12 protein-coding genes are annotated in these 15984 nt (G+C 33.1%); 11 read left to right on the top strand and 1 reads right to left on the bottom strand.

From position 1 onward, the window contains the following. Positions 1-5: 5 nt before the first annotated feature. Together ACN0TV_RS02275 and ACN0TV_RS02280 are read left to right on the top strand one after the other, a co-directional pair. Positions 6-839 carry a DUF4138 domain-containing protein gene (locus tag ACN0TV_RS02275; protein ID WP_417359697.1) on the top strand — a complete coding sequence of 278 codons (834 nt, stop codon included), beginning with the start codon at positions 6-8 and terminating at the stop codon, positions 837-839. Positions 840-1242: 403 nt separating this feature from the next. Continuing rightward, positions 1243-1503: a UPF0175 family protein gene (locus ACN0TV_RS02280; RefSeq protein ID WP_417359698.1), complete on the top strand. Its 261-nt coding sequence runs from the start codon at positions 1243-1245 to the stop codon at positions 1501-1503. Positions 1504-2113: 610 nt separating this feature from the next. On the opposite strand, the gene ACN0TV_RS02285 is transcribed toward ACN0TV_RS02280, so the two are convergent. Next, positions 2114-3694 carry a type IV secretory system conjugative DNA transfer family protein gene (locus ACN0TV_RS02285; protein WP_417359700.1) on the bottom strand — a complete coding sequence of 527 codons (1581 nt, stop codon included), beginning with the start codon at positions 3692-3694 and terminating at the stop codon, positions 2114-2116. A gap of 682 nt (positions 3695-4376) precedes the next feature. Between ACN0TV_RS02285 and ACN0TV_RS02290 the strand changes: the two genes are divergently transcribed. The 9 genes from ACN0TV_RS02290 to ACN0TV_RS02330 all read left to right on the top strand — a co-directional run bounded on the left by ACN0TV_RS02290 (position 4377) and on the right by ACN0TV_RS02330 (position 15976). Further along, positions 4377-5897: a 3'-5' exonuclease gene (locus ACN0TV_RS02290; protein ID WP_417359702.1), complete on the top strand. Its 1521-nt coding sequence runs from the start codon at positions 4377-4379 to the stop codon at positions 5895-5897. 9 nt (positions 5898-5906) lie between these two features. Continuing rightward, positions 5907-6590: a DarT ssDNA thymidine ADP-ribosyltransferase family protein gene (locus tag ACN0TV_RS02295; RefSeq protein ID WP_417359704.1), complete on the top strand. Its 684-nt coding sequence runs from the start codon at positions 5907-5909 to the stop codon at positions 6588-6590. Continuing rightward, positions 6587-8125 carry an ADP-ribosylglycohydrolase family protein gene (locus ACN0TV_RS02300; protein WP_417359706.1) on the top strand — a complete coding sequence of 513 codons (1539 nt, stop codon included), beginning with the start codon at positions 6587-6589 and terminating at the stop codon, positions 8123-8125. The genes ACN0TV_RS02295 and ACN0TV_RS02300 overlap by 4 nt, the downstream gene beginning before the upstream one ends. 355 nt (positions 8126-8480) lie before the next feature. After that, positions 8481-9260: an abortive infection family protein gene (locus tag ACN0TV_RS02305; RefSeq protein WP_417359708.1), complete on the top strand. Its 780-nt coding sequence runs from the start codon at positions 8481-8483 to the stop codon at positions 9258-9260. A 95-nt stretch (positions 9261-9355) separates the two neighbouring features. Beyond that, a complete protein-coding gene (locus ACN0TV_RS02310) occupies positions 9356-11200 on the top strand; it encodes a hypothetical protein (RefSeq protein ID WP_417359710.1) in 1845 nt (614 codons plus the stop codon). Positions 11201-11345: 145 nt separating this feature from the next. Then, complete coding sequence (locus ACN0TV_RS02315; protein ID WP_417359944.1) at positions 11346-11510, top strand: DUF262 domain-containing protein; 165 nt, start codon at positions 11346-11348, stop codon at positions 11508-11510. Beyond that, positions 11507-13930, top strand: coding sequence for a hypothetical protein (locus ACN0TV_RS02320; RefSeq protein ID WP_417359712.1), 2424 nt, complete (start codon positions 11507-11509; stop codon positions 13928-13930). Before ACN0TV_RS02315 ends, ACN0TV_RS02320 begins: the two co-directional genes overlap by 4 nt. A gap of 293 nt (positions 13931-14223) precedes the next feature. Continuing rightward, entirely contained in the window at positions 14224-14865 is a 642-nt protein-coding gene (locus ACN0TV_RS02325) for an RNA polymerase sigma factor (protein WP_417359714.1), read from the top strand. 46 nt (positions 14866-14911) lie between these two features. Then, positions 14912-15976, top strand: a complete 1065-nt coding sequence (locus ACN0TV_RS02330; RefSeq protein ID WP_417359715.1) for a FecR family protein — start codon at positions 14912-14914, stop codon at positions 15974-15976. Positions 15977-15984: the final 8 nt, after the last annotated feature.

The following is a 15984-nucleotide window of genomic DNA, read 5'->3' on the forward strand; positions in this document are numbered from 1 at the left end:
CTATTATGAAAAATTTTATTTTTATCGCAATATTCCTGTTTGCCACAGATCTAAGCTGTGCACAAACATCTTTTAAACTTGATACCATATATGCCAATGAGCAAAAGAATGTAGCCATCTTCTTTCCTGAGCCTATTAAGCAAGGTATAACCGGTTCGGCTAACTTTGTGTTTTCTTACAATCGGGAAAAGCAACAGTATTTTGGATTGCTTCAAGCAACTCCCGGAGAAGAAAGTAATCTGTTGGTGGTCAATATTGATGGTTCGGTTTTCTCGTATATTGTAAAATATAAAAAACAGCTCTCAAAGCTTAATTATTTTATTCCAATATCAAGTAGTATTGGGAATGAAAGGCCGATTGTGAAGGATTCAGTTCAGGCGGTGGCACCTAAAACGGATAACGACAACAAAATTTATTATTACCAAAAGTTCTGCTCTTTACTACTTAAGTCTAAACAAGGCATAGGTAGTCTTAAAAAGCAGAGTGAGGGTATTGTTATGCGTGTTGAGAACATTTTTTTTGACAAAGAGGAGCTCTACTTTGTTATCCGGATTGAGAATCATTCTACGCTGGATTATGATTTAAATTACTTGAACCTTTATACTGAGACCAAGAAAAAAGGCAAGAAGAAGTCTTTACAACGGTTATACAGAGATCCTGTTTACAAGCATCATTTTCCTTCAAAAATCAAAGCAAATCAAGCGGTCCAATTGGTCTATGTGATGCCGAAGTTCTCAATAGCTAAGGATCGAAGGGTCGTTTTAGTATTAAATGAACAAGATGGTCAGCGGAATATTAAACTTAAAATATCGCATCGGTTTATCAACAACCCAAATTAAATGGGTGGGAGCAATGTAAACGCTCAAATCTTGACTTCCCATTCATCCAATAACTGCCAGAAGTGACTAAGTAAGTGACCAAGTAGGTAATGGAGCCAATGCCAGTATATCCAATGCTTTAGAAGATATTATTGCTTTTTGTAACGGAGCTAGTAACGGAGTTAGTGACCAAATAATTTAAGGAGATAAACCCAATGTTTTCAGTGTCTTAGAGGGAATAACATTTGATGTTCCTAATTAGAACACTAAGATCAAAAAATTAGAACGACTTACAGAGAAGCAAGAATATTATGCATCCTTAATCGGAGTTTAACTTGGAAGTCCCAGTACGGAAGTCTGGAAAAACAGCATAACTAAAATAAACTTACCTTAAAATAATTAAATTTGAAGTAAAACAATGAAAATGAGCTTTCAAACAATATCCATAGATTTTCCAAACGATATCCTTTTGGCTCTCAACGAATCTGAAAATGATTTAAAGGAGCGTATTAAAATATCGTTGGCTATTCAGCTATATAAACTGGAAAAACTTACTATTGGGAAAGCTGCTCAACTCTCTGGTTTGTCAAGGCTTGAATTTGAAAATGAACTTTCAAAAAACAAAGTTCCGATTTCACACCTGACTGAAAAGGATATTTTGAGCGACATAGAAAAATTGACCTGACGAAAAACAGACTTGTAATCGCAGACGCAGACTCCTCCTTGAAGCTACTGAACATCATATCCGAAAAGCATAAAGAACCAAGGATAAAATACAAAACGTAAACAACTAATGCCCTTTTAATGGCATACTTTCGAATTAATCATGATAACGTTTTGTTCAAATCTAAAGAAGAAAAGCAGTTTAAACGTCTCCATCTCATCAACCCGGTATTGCCTCAGTACTTGTTAGGCTCTAGCGTTGCCCAAAAAAAGTGGCAAGAATATGAAATCTAATTATTACCACTATTTAGCGTTAGTGGCAAATATTTGAGATAATAAACGCTCAAGTTTATATTAGCCATAAAGGCTTTTAAAGAAGGTTTCAAGATTCTCTCCCACTAATTGCATCATCCTTATTAAATTTCGAGTTCCAAAGCTTTGCCCATATTTTTCCGTGCTCTGCGGGTTTATTTTTCTTAATTTCTCCATTAATCCGTTTACTTATTTGCCAGAATGCCATTGTGCTATTTACCTGTACCGCTTTTTTTGCTTATCAGTAAGCAAAAACGTTACTACCTTAATTTAAAAATCAGCCTCCTTTAATATATCACCAATATTTCTCATTCGGAAGATTATTTAAATATTGACCTCACCTCCTCATAAATCCTCTCAAAATTAGCTTCCCAATCAGTTTTGGAAAACTGCCTGGATTCTTCCGGTATCTCCTTTTGAATAGTATCTAATTTAAACTGAACTTTCTTGTCCTTTCCATCGGCATAGGTGATAAATTCACCTTGTTTTAACCTGAAAAAGACATTGGCTCTAACTTTAGGAATTTCCTTTTCCCCGGTGGTTATACGCGTATCAAAATCAAGGTTATATCCGCGGTTTACACTTTTGGTTGGATCCTTGACAATCTCAAAAAAACGTTCGTAATATTTTGCGGTGTCCGGGTCGTTGACCTTTCCGAAAAATTGATAGGAAAGATTGCTTAATATCGCCTTGCTTGCCTTATCTCCATACATCATGTCGTTTTGAATCTTGTCCTGCATTACATATACTGTGGAGATATCATAACTTCTAAGGGTGGCAGGAATACGGTGCATATTTAATAAGCGAATCGTTGGGGCTTCTTCCATCAGTAAGAATGACGGTTCAGAATCCCGCACACTCATTTGCTTGGTAATCGTGTGGATGATGGTAGCTATGATCGGTGAATACGAAGTTTCATATTTGGGGTTATTCACTACAGAAATTATGTATGGATTTTCGCTACTATTAATATTTAACGGCACTTCATCCGCGGATAGAGCCATAAAGATTCGTTGTGTACTGATGCGTTTTAATGCATTGGCCAAGGTACTTTTGACTCCTGCTGTTTGTTTCTCGGAATCCTTTCCACTGATAAAGGCGTCTGCCATAGCTCTTGATGTGGTATTGGTTTCCAGAAACTGTATCAGACTATCGGTATCCAGATATTGATAAATGGCAATCAAATGGGGGAGGGTGCAGAACAGTGGATAGCTTGTTTTAAGTTTCCAAATCAGGCCACCTATTAATCCTTCTGCAGCATCATTGAAAAATTTGGAGGTTCCTGTTGAACCGGATTCCCGGTGCTCCAATAGGTTCTCAATAAGTACCCGTGAAACTTCGTTTACGCTCTCCTCATTCTCTAAATATCGTGGAGCGATGGGATTTACCCGATGGGTGATTTTATCAAAGGAAATGACTTTAAATGGAATTTGGCCATCCTTAAAGAGGGGATATGCCATTTCTGTCAGTTCAAAATCTTTATAGTCGTGGATGATTCCACAAAAGTTTTCCTTTTTGAAATGCTTTAAGAAACCGTACACGACGCTTTCTGTTTTTCCACTCCCTGCAGAACCAATTACAGATGCACCGCGTTTAATGTTATCCAGTTTAAAGTTTCCTTTGGTCGTTACAAAATTGATTTGATATCGATGGTCTGCGTTTTTTGATCTTTCAGTTTTATGTAAGAAAGCATAAAAGACCGTATTAATCAACAAAAGTGGGCAGACCACAGTCAGTAATACCAAAGCCATATCGTTCCAATATTGAAGAAGAAGCGCTACTGCCAGGAGTAGAAGATTGTTAAGAAAAAAGGCATATTTAGAGACTTGGTACAATCCGTAGAATAGCATACTGATAAGGCCAATAGTAAGAAGAGCGGTAAAGAGATTATCGATGTACATAGTTCAAAATATTAGAATTTATAATAGTGGCTTTGCTTTTCGCACAGGCCTACTTCTTTCTTCAGGTTTTCCGGTTACTCAATTTCGGCAATGACAGCATTGCTTCTTTTCAATAACTTAGCTTCCAATGTTCGCTCTTTCATATCCAACTTTTCTTTGACGAGATCTCGTTATAAAAACAAAAAGTAGAACTTCAGTGAGTGATTTGAAGTTTGTCCATGAAAATGCGGTACCGGGTAGCTTAAAGCTAGCTAGCATTTTTAGGGAAAAAATTTCCTGTCTTGTTGTTTTCTTGATGAATAGGGCCTTCGGCGAAAGTCTATAATGGGTAGCCCTACATAAATTTTAAAGCTGAAACTCAGTGAAATAAAGATAACGATTTTTATTGAACTGAGGATGGTTTAAATGCAAGTGGATTATATTCAGTGTGATGTTGTTTCAAGACAGTTACAGTTCCTTGAGGTAAGCATTATAGGCCTTTTTTCATGCTTTTACAACAGGATTTAAAGTGTTTACAACAAAACTTTATTCTTTACTGTGGAAACCTATATCTTGAAAAAGCACTGCATATGTGGTTTCCCGTAAGTTATGCGCTTTTTGAATGTATATATTTATGGACTTATATAATTGTTGGGGCAGAAGGACAGATTTTTGTTATCACACCAAACTAAACTGAATTGAAATGCTGAAAAGAATAACATTAAAAGGGGAACAGAAAAATGTATTATTCCTACCGCCAAAAAATCCAATTCAAATAAAAGGAGTTGCGGGAAGTGGAAAAACTACGGTCGCACTTTATCGAGCGAAACACCTACTTGAAACACAAGCAAATCTTTTCAAGGAAACTAAAATTGTGATTTTTACATACAATAAAACACTTTCGGCATACATAAAAGCAATAAAACCATATATAAATGGTGGATACCAAAAAGATACAGATGAAATAACCCCCCAAACACCTGATGGACTAAATGTTCAAATCATCAACTTTCATAGCTGGGCATTTCGTTTTGCAGGTATTCCTTTTGACTCAACAATTCGGCAATGGACTCAAGTTGAAATTATTGAGGACATCATAAGTGGATTGACATCAAGCACTTCAAATATTTTAGATAAAAGTGCAGAATTTTTTCAAGAAGAAATTTCTTGGATGAAAGGAAAACTATTTAAAGACAAATCGGAATATCTTGAAGCTGCAAGAACAGGAAGAGGCACGTCTGACCGTGTTACAAAAACTGACAAAGAGGTTATTTGGGTGGTTTATGAAAAATATAATCATGAATTGAAAAACAGAGGTCAAGTTGATTTTGATGACTATGCAATATTAGCATTGAGAAAAATTCAAAACGATCCTAATTTTATTCCGCCTTACACACATATAATAATTGATGAAGCTCAAGATTTGAACAAAGCTCAAATTCTCGCCATTTCGAGTTTAGTCGATAATGAAACAAATAGTTTGTCAATAATTGCTGATGCTGCACAGCGTATTTTTAAAAGTGGTTTTGTTTGGAGTGAAGTTGGCATTAATGTAAGAGGTGGGAGAACTATTGCTTTTAAAAAGAATTACAGAAACACGATAGAAATTGCAAAAGCAGCAAATGCATTGTTAGAAAATGAAACTGACAATGAAGACTTTACTGAAATAGAATACTCAGTTCGAGAAGGTGAAAAGCCTAAAATTGCATACTATTCAGATTTTGATGAGCAACTGAGCTACCTTGACGACCAACTCACTGTATTGAATAATAGTGATAATCTAAATAGTACTGTTGTTCTTCATCGGTCAACAAATGGGGTGAAGCGAATCAAAGCATTTCTTGATGCAAATGGATTTTCTACCGAGTTAGTCAAATCAAACCTGTCCGTCAACTATGGAAATGATAGTGTGAAGATTTGCACAATGTCATCTGTGAAAGGGCTTGAATTTAATAATGTATTTATCCTTGACCTGAATGATGGAATTATTCCTTATCCCCAAGGATTCATTGAAACGGATGATGAATTTCATATTTCAACTGAACGAAGGTTGCTTTATACCTGCATGACTAGGGCAAGAAATAAACTTTTCCTGTTTTCAAGTGATAATAGTAATCCTTCACGTTATTTGAAAGAGATTGATGCGGGCTTGTTGGAAGATATAAGCTCTTCTCAATCCTCTCAAGGAACATTTAACAAATACGATGATGACCTACCATTTTAACTCTTGTATATGAATTTAAAAACAAATTACATAGAATTTAAAGAAGAAATAGATAAAAGAGAAATTGAGTTCCTCATACATTTCACGCCAACGATCAACTTACTTAGCATCTTAGAGAATAAAGAATTAATGAGTAGAGACAAATTAGAAAGTTTGGACATCGAACAATTTGATGTTATGGACTATGTGCAATTCATGGATAATGTAAGATACGATGATAAAAGTTATATAAACTTGTCATTATCAGGGCCAAACACTTTTTTGTTTTCAAAATTTCGAAAAAAAAGTAAAGAGGACTTCACAATAAATTGGTGCATTATTAAAATAAACCCAAAACACATTTACGATAGCGAAACTCTTTTCTCAATTACAAACGCAGCTTCAAATGCAGCTAAAAGACAATTTGGGATTTCAGGAGACTTAGAAAAGTTCAAAATGCTATTTCAGGGACAACTAAATATAAATACTTTCAATGGTGTTCGTACTCTTACCAGAAATTCAACTCATCCAAAATACCCAACGGATGTTCAGGCAGAGATATTAGTTAAAAACTCAATTCCGGCAGATAGTATAATATCTGTTTGCTTTGAATCTGAAGAGAAATTGGCTGAAGCCAGAGCTGCTATGTCTTCTTTCGACACCAATAAGTTTAAAGTTGATAAAGCAATTTTTTCACCAAATCGCTCGAAATGAAAGCGGAAATTAAATATAAAGGGAGTTTAAAGCTTGCGGCTATCGGAGATGCTTTAGGTTGGATGACTGAGTTTGAAAAAAGCGAAGGGTCAGTAAAGAAAAATTTCGGAACCGATTACATCAACTCCTTTCACGATTGGGAAAAAAATGTTGGCGGTAGGTTTCACGGATACATAGACAAGCTCAACTCGGGTTCATATTCCGATGACACTCAATTATTACTTTCTGTAGCTCGTTCAATTAAAAAGGACGGATTTGTGGATCAGCAATATTTTGCTAAAAAAGAGTTACCTGATTGGTTGCTCTATTCCAGAGGTGCAGGTAGAACTATTAAAAATGCAGCTCGGAAAATAGAACGTAAATCGGCAGAATGGAATAACAATTTTTTTACATTTAAGGCTGGTAAAGTAACAATTGACTATCGAGAAAGTGGTGCAAATGGAGCTGCAATGAGAATACTACCAATTGCCTTGGCCAACTTTGGTGAACCTGACAAAATCAAAGAAGAAATATTTGGGAATAGCATAATAACTCACGGACATCCAAGGGCTATTTTAGGAGCAATGCTTTATGGTTATTCTATTGACACAATTTTGAGATTTAATCCAGAGAATTTTAACTACACAAACTTTCTTACCGAATTAGGTAAAGACATTCATCAAAAATTTTCTATTGACTTTTTAGATAATCCCAAATTAAAAAGCTGGGAAATAGAATGGAACAAAAACTCTAAAGAGTCATTTAGAATTTTGTTTAAATCCATTGTAGATGAAACTCAAGAATATTTAAGAACAACTTATAAATTGATTAATAATAACTCATCCGATTTTGATGTGTTGTCTAAATTAGGCTGTTATAAGAATGAGACAAAAGGTTCAGGAACTTCTACAGTGATTGCAGGAATTTATTTGGCTTGTAAATATTTTAATGAACCTTTAAAAGGGATCGAACAAGCTGTAAATTCAATTGGAACTGACACAGACAGTATAGCAGCATTTACAGGTGGTTTAATTGGTGCGTTACACGGTCAATCAATTATTCCGTCTAGATGGAAAAACGTTCAAGATGTTGATTACCTGGATGAAATTTCAATTCGCTTACTTGAGATTTCTGAAAGTAGAGCCGAATTTAAAAGTGCATTAAAAAATGAGAAGTATAAACCAATTTCAGAAATTGAAAGTGATTGCTTTCAAACAGATGACAAGGTTTATCTTGAAACATTAGGAGTAGGAACTATTAAAGGTATTGATAGGCAAAAAGCTTTGACAAAAGGAAAATACAATTTGATTTTAGATGTTGAGTTTGAAGTTGGACAGTTTTGCCGGTTTGCAAAATTATTGAGCATAGAAAAGGAAGAGAAAACAGACTTATTTAATGGAAGTTTAGAAAATGAAATGAATCTATTAAAAGGATTTAATTTGGACTATAATTCAAAAGAGCGAATCGAGAAATTTATAGAATCCTTGAAAGAGAATGATAAAAAGGAATTTAAAGAAATCATTAAGCTGATTGAAAAAAGAACAAAATATATATGAGGACAGATCTATTTTGTGCAATTCCTACGCTAGCACTATTAAATTATAGAATTCACAAAATTACTGGACAATTCAAAGATGGAGAGCGAAATGGAATTATTTTGATATGTAGCAAGAAATTGAAAAAAGGCACAGATGTGATTATATAAAACTGGATAATAGAATTTATTACGCTAAACCTGAACTAAATGACTATACAAAAACTTGAAACCGGCCTAGCTGAAGTTATTCAATTAGAGATCAACTTTCAACTGTTATATACGCAGTCATGAAAGAAACAAATGCAGTAAAACAATTAAATGTTGACGCTAGTTAGTACTTCTACAGCTGTAGAAACATAATTTAAAATTATTTCATGGAGATCTCACCTAAATATAGAATGGAATTAACTCACAAAGTTAATGAAGCGATTTACGAAGAATATAAAACGTATAAGTATGTGAAACTCTATATTGAAAAATGGCATCAAGAAGAAGGGAGTTGGAACAATGCATGGGAGAATTTCATCATATATTTTAAAGATGGAACAGAGAACATTGACTTGTTAACCACATTGCATAAAATGGAAGGCGAAGATTTATTAAAGATTGCAATTGATATGGGAATTGAAACTCCAAATTTTATACCAAGTATTCCTACCTTTAAAAATGAACTTAAATCAAGCTACAAAACAGCAAGTGCTACTTTTGAGAAAGCTTTTCAGCAAATAGAATCACATCCGGATATAGCTGTGGGATTAGCTAATTCTGCATTAGAAAGTATTATATGCGAAATTTTAAAAGATGAGAGAGTTACATATAAAACCACTAGAAAAGAAACATTGTATAAATTAACTCAGGAAATACTAAAAGAATTTTCCCTTTTTCCAAATGGAGATATGCCGAAAGAAATTAAAGCTATTGGTAGTGCTTTATTAAAATTAAATCAGAATATTGAACAATTACGAAGTGATAAAACAATATTTCACGGTAAAACGGAAGGAGATATTGTAATCGAAGATTCTATATACACGTACTTTATTGTTAATAGTGTTACAACAGTAGGTCTATTTTTAAATTCATTCTATAAATATAAATTACCAAAACCTCCAGAACCTAATGAGAAAATAGAAAACCATGATGATTTACCATTTTAAATTTCTACAATGATCAAACTCAATTGAAAAACATAAAGTTTTGTTGTTAAGGCAAATAGAAGCTTGCTAAGAATAAAAAGTATAACAGTGTAATTATGAGAATCATACCTAACATTTCAGACTATCTCTTGCCTTATCGTTTTTTACTGTATAAAAAACATAAGCAAGAGGTTTTACAAAATGTAGAGAAACTAAAACCGGAAGCATATAAATTAGACAGTTTAATGTTAGGGTATCGGAAAGAATTGGCAAAACTTATCAAGGAAACAAGCTACGACATAAGTGGCGATAATGCTTTTAATGAAAAGATAGAACGAGAACTAAACAAAGTAGATCAACAGTATAAAAAGGACCCTTCTGCTATTATTGCAGGCGCGGAAGCAGCTTTTTTTACGGGAGCCAGTATATTAACTTCTTACTTAGCCGTAGACCAACATGTTTATGAAGGTATGTCTAGGCTTTCGGGTGAAAACCTAAATAATCTGGCAGATTTAAGTAGCAAAGTTCAGACCTATGATCACAATTTTTGGAGTGGTTTTTCTTCTGAAGGGATTAGTAAAATAGGTGGGCATATAGGCGAAAGTGTAGCAGCAGAAAACTTACTAGAAAATGGTTTAGATGTTGCGTGGCCAGAAGTTTCCAATCAAAGCGGTTGGGATTTATTGATTGAAGGACATGAGGTTAATATAAAAACGGTAAGTGATGCCAGTCAGCTATCAGAACATTTTGATAAATACCCTGATATTCCTGTTATCATACCGGGCGATGCAACCAATATTCCCGAAAATGCTATACACATAGGGGGCGAGGATGGTATTGAAAAGATGATCGAAGCCTTTAACGAAGGAGCTTCAGAAACTATTATTGTGGATCATGATATGGTAGGCTCAGATATTATGGAGCAGACCGCAGAAGCTACAGGTTTTTTAACGGGATCTATGTCAAACCTTTTTGACACATATGTTCCAATAATTACCGCTAGTTGTTCTTCAATAAGAGAGTTTAAAATAATTCGCAAAGGTGAGACAACAATTGTCAATGCTGCAAAAAATATCGGGTTAGATGTAATCGGCTCGGGCTTTGGAGCAGCGAGTGGAGGTGCCGTAGGTGCTATAATTGGTTCTATTGTTCCAGGCCCCGGTACTGTAATAGGTGGAGTAATAGGAAGTTTAACAGGAGCTATTTTAGGAAGAAAGGGATCAGACCGAGTTAAAAACAAACCATTTAACGAAGCTTTAAAAACATATAAAGTAAAAACTCATCAATTTAATAGTAAGTATAAGAATGCTTCATGGGCATTGACAAACAATCTTGATAATTTTAAATATAATGAACAAAGAGCGCTAAATAGTCGGATGAAAACGCACAAAGGAGAAATACATAAACGGACAAATCAATTATTGGCGGATAATAAATCAATTTTTGCTTTTCATGTTTCGACAATCCTAGCCATGAAACAAATAGGAACTTTAGAGATTGATAGAAAGTATTATGAACACCAACGAAAATTTAAAAGAGATTCATGGGTAAAAAGAACCTTTTGGCCATCGGTTAAAGAATTCACTTATTTAGAAGCGGAAGAGCAGTATAAAACCTTAAAAGCAGAGGTTGAATCTATACAGGAAAGGGGGCATTCACACGTAGAAGGCATTAAACTTGTACAATTCTTTTCAGAAAGAGGAATCATAAAAGATAAGTTAATAGATATGATACGCAAAGCAGAAAGAGAAAGGGTGGTAAATGAGGTAGACCTATGGACCTACATTAAAGAAAGTCAAAAGGATTTGGCAACACATCGATATCATGCCTTGAGCAGAATTGCTAAGCAATTCACCAACGAATCAAACAATTATAGAGAAAGCATAAAGAAATTGACTATACCCGTGCAAGTGGCTTTAGATAAATTGTTTAATGAGAAGAAAAAATTAGGATTAGAATAGTTTAATTATTGAATGTATAAATTATTAGATATAGCCATAATCAGGTGAATATTTAAGGTAATAGGGTAAAAGTTAATTTAATAGATTATATATAACACAAGTACATGAAAAATGTTCAAAAACCAGAAAAAATTCATTTAAGGAAATTAATGGGGAAATAAAAAGAGGACAGTTTGTTATTCCGGATTTTCAACGTGAGTTTGATTGGGAACCTTGGAATGTCAGAGATTTAATTAAATCCATTTTTATGGATTATTATATAGGGACTATTTATATAAACGTTGAACTTAATGCTGAAATAATATTATGAGTAAATACGAAATTTGCAGAAAAAAGTTAGAGGAATTGAATTCTGAATTCTTGAATATAGATAAACCTTTACTCAACGAAGCAAATACTAGATTTAAATTAATTGATTCAATTTTAACCGAATGTTTAGCTTGGGGAACTAATAATATCTCATGCGAAGATAGTTATCAAGGAAAATATAGCGACTACACACTAAGTTTATTTCGCTCAGTTTGTGTACTTGAAGCAAAAAAAACAGGCAATTATTTTGAACTTCCAGCTGGGAAACAAAATCTATATCAACCAATAAAAAGTATATATAAGGATAATTCGAATATTAAAGCTGCTATTGATCAAGTTAAAGGTTATTGTCAAGATAGATCAATCCCTATTGCAATTGTATCTAATGGTTGGCAATTTATTGCTTTTATTGCAAACCGAACGGATTCAATTCCATCTTTGGAGGGTAATGCTTTTGTAATACCTTCATTAAGTACAGCGATAACAGAATTTAAAGAGTTTTGGAATTGTTTATCAAAACCTGGATTCGAAGAGGAGTATCTAATTAAAAAGTTAATTGGTAATACTGAGCAAGAATTACCACCAAAATTATCTTCTACAATCTATGGTTATCCAGGAATTAAAAATCGAAATCCTTTTCAAACAGAATTAGAAATAATAAGTGATTTAGTTTTTGAAGATGTAATAAGAGAAGAAGGACTAGAAAAAGATTTTCTAGAAAATTGTTATTGTAAAAGTGGTGCATTGTCAAGTTATTCGCTTGTGAGTAAGGCAATTTTATCAACTAGATATAACTTTCTATTCGAGGTTGGTGATAGAAAAGCTACACTTCAACAAGTCGCTTCAAAAAAAGGAGTCTCTCAAGATTTAATAGAATTATTTGCTAATAGTCTAAGTAAACGACCTGTACTATTGGTTGGAGATGTAGGAGTAGGAAAATCAACTTTTATTGATTATTTACGTTTAGTAGAAGCTCCAAAAGTTTTTGAAAAAGCATTAAGCTTTAAAGTCGATTTAGGTTCTAGAGCTATCGTGACATTGGATGTAAGAATAGCAATTATCGATGTGTTAAAAGGTCAACTATTGAGTGATTATGGAATTAATATTGAAGAAGATGACTTTGTTCGGCATTGTTATCATGTTGATTTAGAGAATTTTAAAAAAAGTGTAAAAGTAAAAAGACTCTATGAAGTTAATCCCGATAAAGCAATTGAAAAAGAAATTGAATTTTTATCAAATAAAATTGAAAATGAAATTGAACATCTAAAACAAGCATTATTACACATCTGTAAAAACCATAAGAAACAAGTTATAGTATTTATTGATAATTGCGACCAAAGATCAGACCAAGATCAAGAAACAGCTTTTTTAGTTTCACAAGAGTTTGCTTCTGATTGGCCTATGATAGTTTTTATATCAATACGGCCAGAGACATATCATCGAACAAAAAAAGAATCTGGCGCCTTAAGTGGTTACCACACAAAAGCATTTACAATTCCCCCTCCGCGATTAGATGAAGTTATACAAAGAAGGCTTGAGTTTGCGTTGAGAATTACGAGTGGGGACATAGCCTTAAGTAAACTGGATACATCCACTAGTTTTTCAAAACTACATGTATTAATTGGAATGTTTGAAGACTCTCTTCATAAAAACAATGGGTTGTTAACATTTTTAAATAATGTTTCTAATGAAAACATTAGAAAAGCTATTGAGTTAGTGAAAAAGTTTTTTGGAAGTGGACATGTTGATATGGAAAAAATCTATGATATCTGTACTAAAACAGGGTATTATACTGTGCCAGTTCATGAATTATTAAGGTCTGTAATTTTTAGTGACAACATTCACTATTCATCATCAAATTCAGAAATTGTAAACCTATTCGAAGTTAGGTACCACAACCCTAATGAGCATTTCATTACTTTAGCGTTGATTTCATTATTAGATGATTATTCTAAAAACTCACGAAATAATGGATTTGTCACTATTAAAGAAGTTTTTAGCTATATGCAAGGTGTAGGTTTTAATCCAAATCAGATTGATAGCCTTTTAAATTTTGCTTATTCTAAAAATCTTTTTGAGACCTCTCAAAAAGGTGATAAATTATCAATTCAAAATAATGAATTAAATATCCGAGCAACTAACTTAGCTATTTATCATTTGAGATTTCTATCAAATACTTTTACTTATGTTGATGCTATGGTTGTTGACACTCCAATTTTTGACTCTGATGATAGAAATAAAATTCAAAATATCATGCAAATAAAGAGTAGGTTAGAGAGAGCCGCAATTTTTAGAGAATATTTAGACAAACAATGGGAAGTTTCTAACTTAAGAACTAATTATTTTAATTGGCCTAATTTCTCTAATGAATTAAAGAATGATATTGATAAAATCGATGGTAAAATACATAAAAATGAATAGCACTAAGTACATAAACATGGTATCCATGCCACCAGTGAATATAACGGATTAACTTGCTCCATTGATCTTGCTACATTTGTTGGGACACTAAAATAGCTGGCATTAAATCTTAATTTTAAATTGATATAAGAAAATTATTTATACAATGTTAAATGATTCTTATGGTTATGTATTAGGAGTGTTATGGTTTAGTTTCTATATTTCGAAAGGATTAATAAATAATTTATTTTCATTGTGCTTTTTAATTTTTATATATTTGTTAACATATAAAACATTATTAAGCAACTAAAAGAATGCATAATTCGAATGCATATAAACTTAAGCTAGTTGACCAAGATGCGCTTTCAAAACGAAAGAATGTTAATATAGGCAGTAATCTCACGTCTTTTTCACCTGACAAAAAACTATGGAAAGCTTTTAAAAAGGGAGATGAGGAGGCTTTCATTATTATATATGAGGCTCATATTGATGACCTTTATTCTTTTGGAATGCAATATTGTAATAAAGAATTAGTAGAAGATTTAATTCAAGATCTGTTTATTCAGCTAAGAGAGAAGAGATCAGGATTACCAAATATTACCAATTCAATTCGTTTATTTTTATTTCAATGTCTTAAAAGAAGGATATTCAATTATAAAAAGAAGAGAAAACCGATAACACAAACCAATCTCTGGGAGGGTTTTGACTTTGAGATGATACCTCCCGTAGATGAAGCTCTAATGATGAATGAACAAATAATACAGGATATTACAAGAATCGATGCTGCTTTACAGTCTTTGAGTAAAAAACATCGAGAAATTATATATTATTATTTTTATCTGGGAATGAGTTATGATGAAATAAAAGAGCTTTTGGGCTATAGCAATATTAAGTCTGCTCGAAATATGGTATATAAAACAATTAAGCTGCTGAAAAAGAAAGTTTCAAAAAAGTGATGTCATTATAGAAGTTTTGTTGTCTAGTAATAAATGACAGGAAACTTTGGAAGACAAAAAGCATGATATCGATTTTTTTTTAAAAAATGAACATTTTGTAAAATGGGTCAATCATCCTACAATTTCTGGAACTGTATTCTGGACAAAATGGATAGAGACTTACCCAAGTGATAAAGAAACTATATCTAGAGCAAGAGCTATCGTAGAGCGATCTACCTTTAACACTGCAAAATTATCTTCTACAAAAAAGGATGAGCTTTTAAAAAATATACTAAAAGCTACTAAAAGTGATAATTATCAGGAAGGTGACCCTAAACCAAGTAGAAATCGGTTTCATAAAACAATCTTCTGGGCTGCAAGTACAGCAGCACTTTTCGCAATTATTTTGATAACCTATCCACTTTTAAAAAGTGGTAACGACAGTTTGGTTTCTATAAAAGAGAATAGCCTTGTATCAAATATCGAGGTGACAACCAATAGAGGAGAACATAAAACTGTTGTACTTCCTGACAGTACAAAAGTTATTTTAAATGCTGCAAGTAAACTAGTATATCCCTCGGTTTTTAATTCAACAAGTAGAAATGTAATCCTAGAGGGGGAGGCATATTTCGATGTATCCCATAATCCCAATAAAAAATTTATAGTAACTACAAATAAGATTAAAACTGTGGTTTATGGAACAACCTTCAATGTGGGTTTCTACCCTGAAATGGAATCCCTGGTTGTTGCACTTGAAAGTGGTTCGGTAGCAGTAGAGACTCCTGTAGAGATTAACGGAAGAAATGATTTCCTTATACATCCAGAGGAGAAAATTACAATAAATAAAGATTTGGATAAAGCTGTCATAAGCGGCTATGACAAAATTGATTATTTCGGTTGGAAAGATGGAGTGCTAGTATTTAGAGATAGCGGGTTGATGGAGTTTATAACAAAAATAGAGCGATGGTATAATGTGGATGTAAGTGTGGTTGGAGATACTAAAGAAGATTGGAAGATAAATGGGATGTTTAAAAAGCAAAACATAAAGAATGTGATGGAAAGTCTTGAATTTGCTAGAAAGGTGAAATATACAATGAATAACAATCAAATAACCATATACATTAACAATTAACTAGTTTA

Source organism: Galbibacter sp., assembly GCF_048266365.1.
GTDB lineage: Bacteria > Bacteroidota > Bacteroidia > Flavobacteriales > Flavobacteriaceae > Galbibacter.

What these genes read in the sequence shown, in the direction of transcription:
- ACN0TV_RS02275 (WP_417359697.1), top strand. Translation starts at nt 6, where the DNA reads ATGAAAAATTTTATTTTTATCGCAATATTCCTGTTTGCCACAGATCTA.
- ACN0TV_RS02280 (WP_417359698.1), top strand. Translation starts at nt 1,243, where the DNA reads ATGAGCTTTCAAACAATATCCATAGATTTTCCAAACGATATCCTTTTG.
- ACN0TV_RS02285 (WP_417359700.1), bottom strand. Translation starts at nt 3,694, where the DNA reads ATGTACATCGATAATCTCTTTACCGCTCTTCTTACTATTGGCCTTATC.
- ACN0TV_RS02290 (WP_417359702.1), top strand. Translation starts at nt 4,377, where the DNA reads ATGCTGAAAAGAATAACATTAAAAGGGGAACAGAAAAATGTATTATTC.
- ACN0TV_RS02295 (WP_417359704.1), top strand. Translation starts at nt 5,907, where the DNA reads ATGAATTTAAAAACAAATTACATAGAATTTAAAGAAGAAATAGATAAA.
- ACN0TV_RS02300 (WP_417359706.1), top strand. Translation starts at nt 6,587, where the DNA reads ATGAAAGCGGAAATTAAATATAAAGGGAGTTTAAAGCTTGCGGCTATC.
- ACN0TV_RS02305 (WP_417359708.1), top strand. Translation starts at nt 8,481, where the DNA reads ATGGAGATCTCACCTAAATATAGAATGGAATTAACTCACAAAGTTAAT.
- ACN0TV_RS02310 (WP_417359710.1), top strand. Translation starts at nt 9,356, where the DNA reads ATGAGAATCATACCTAACATTTCAGACTATCTCTTGCCTTATCGTTTT.
- ACN0TV_RS02320 (WP_417359712.1), top strand. Translation starts at nt 11,507, where the DNA reads ATGAGTAAATACGAAATTTGCAGAAAAAAGTTAGAGGAATTGAATTCT.
- ACN0TV_RS02325 (WP_417359714.1), top strand. Translation starts at nt 14,224, where the DNA reads ATGCATAATTCGAATGCATATAAACTTAAGCTAGTTGACCAAGATGCG.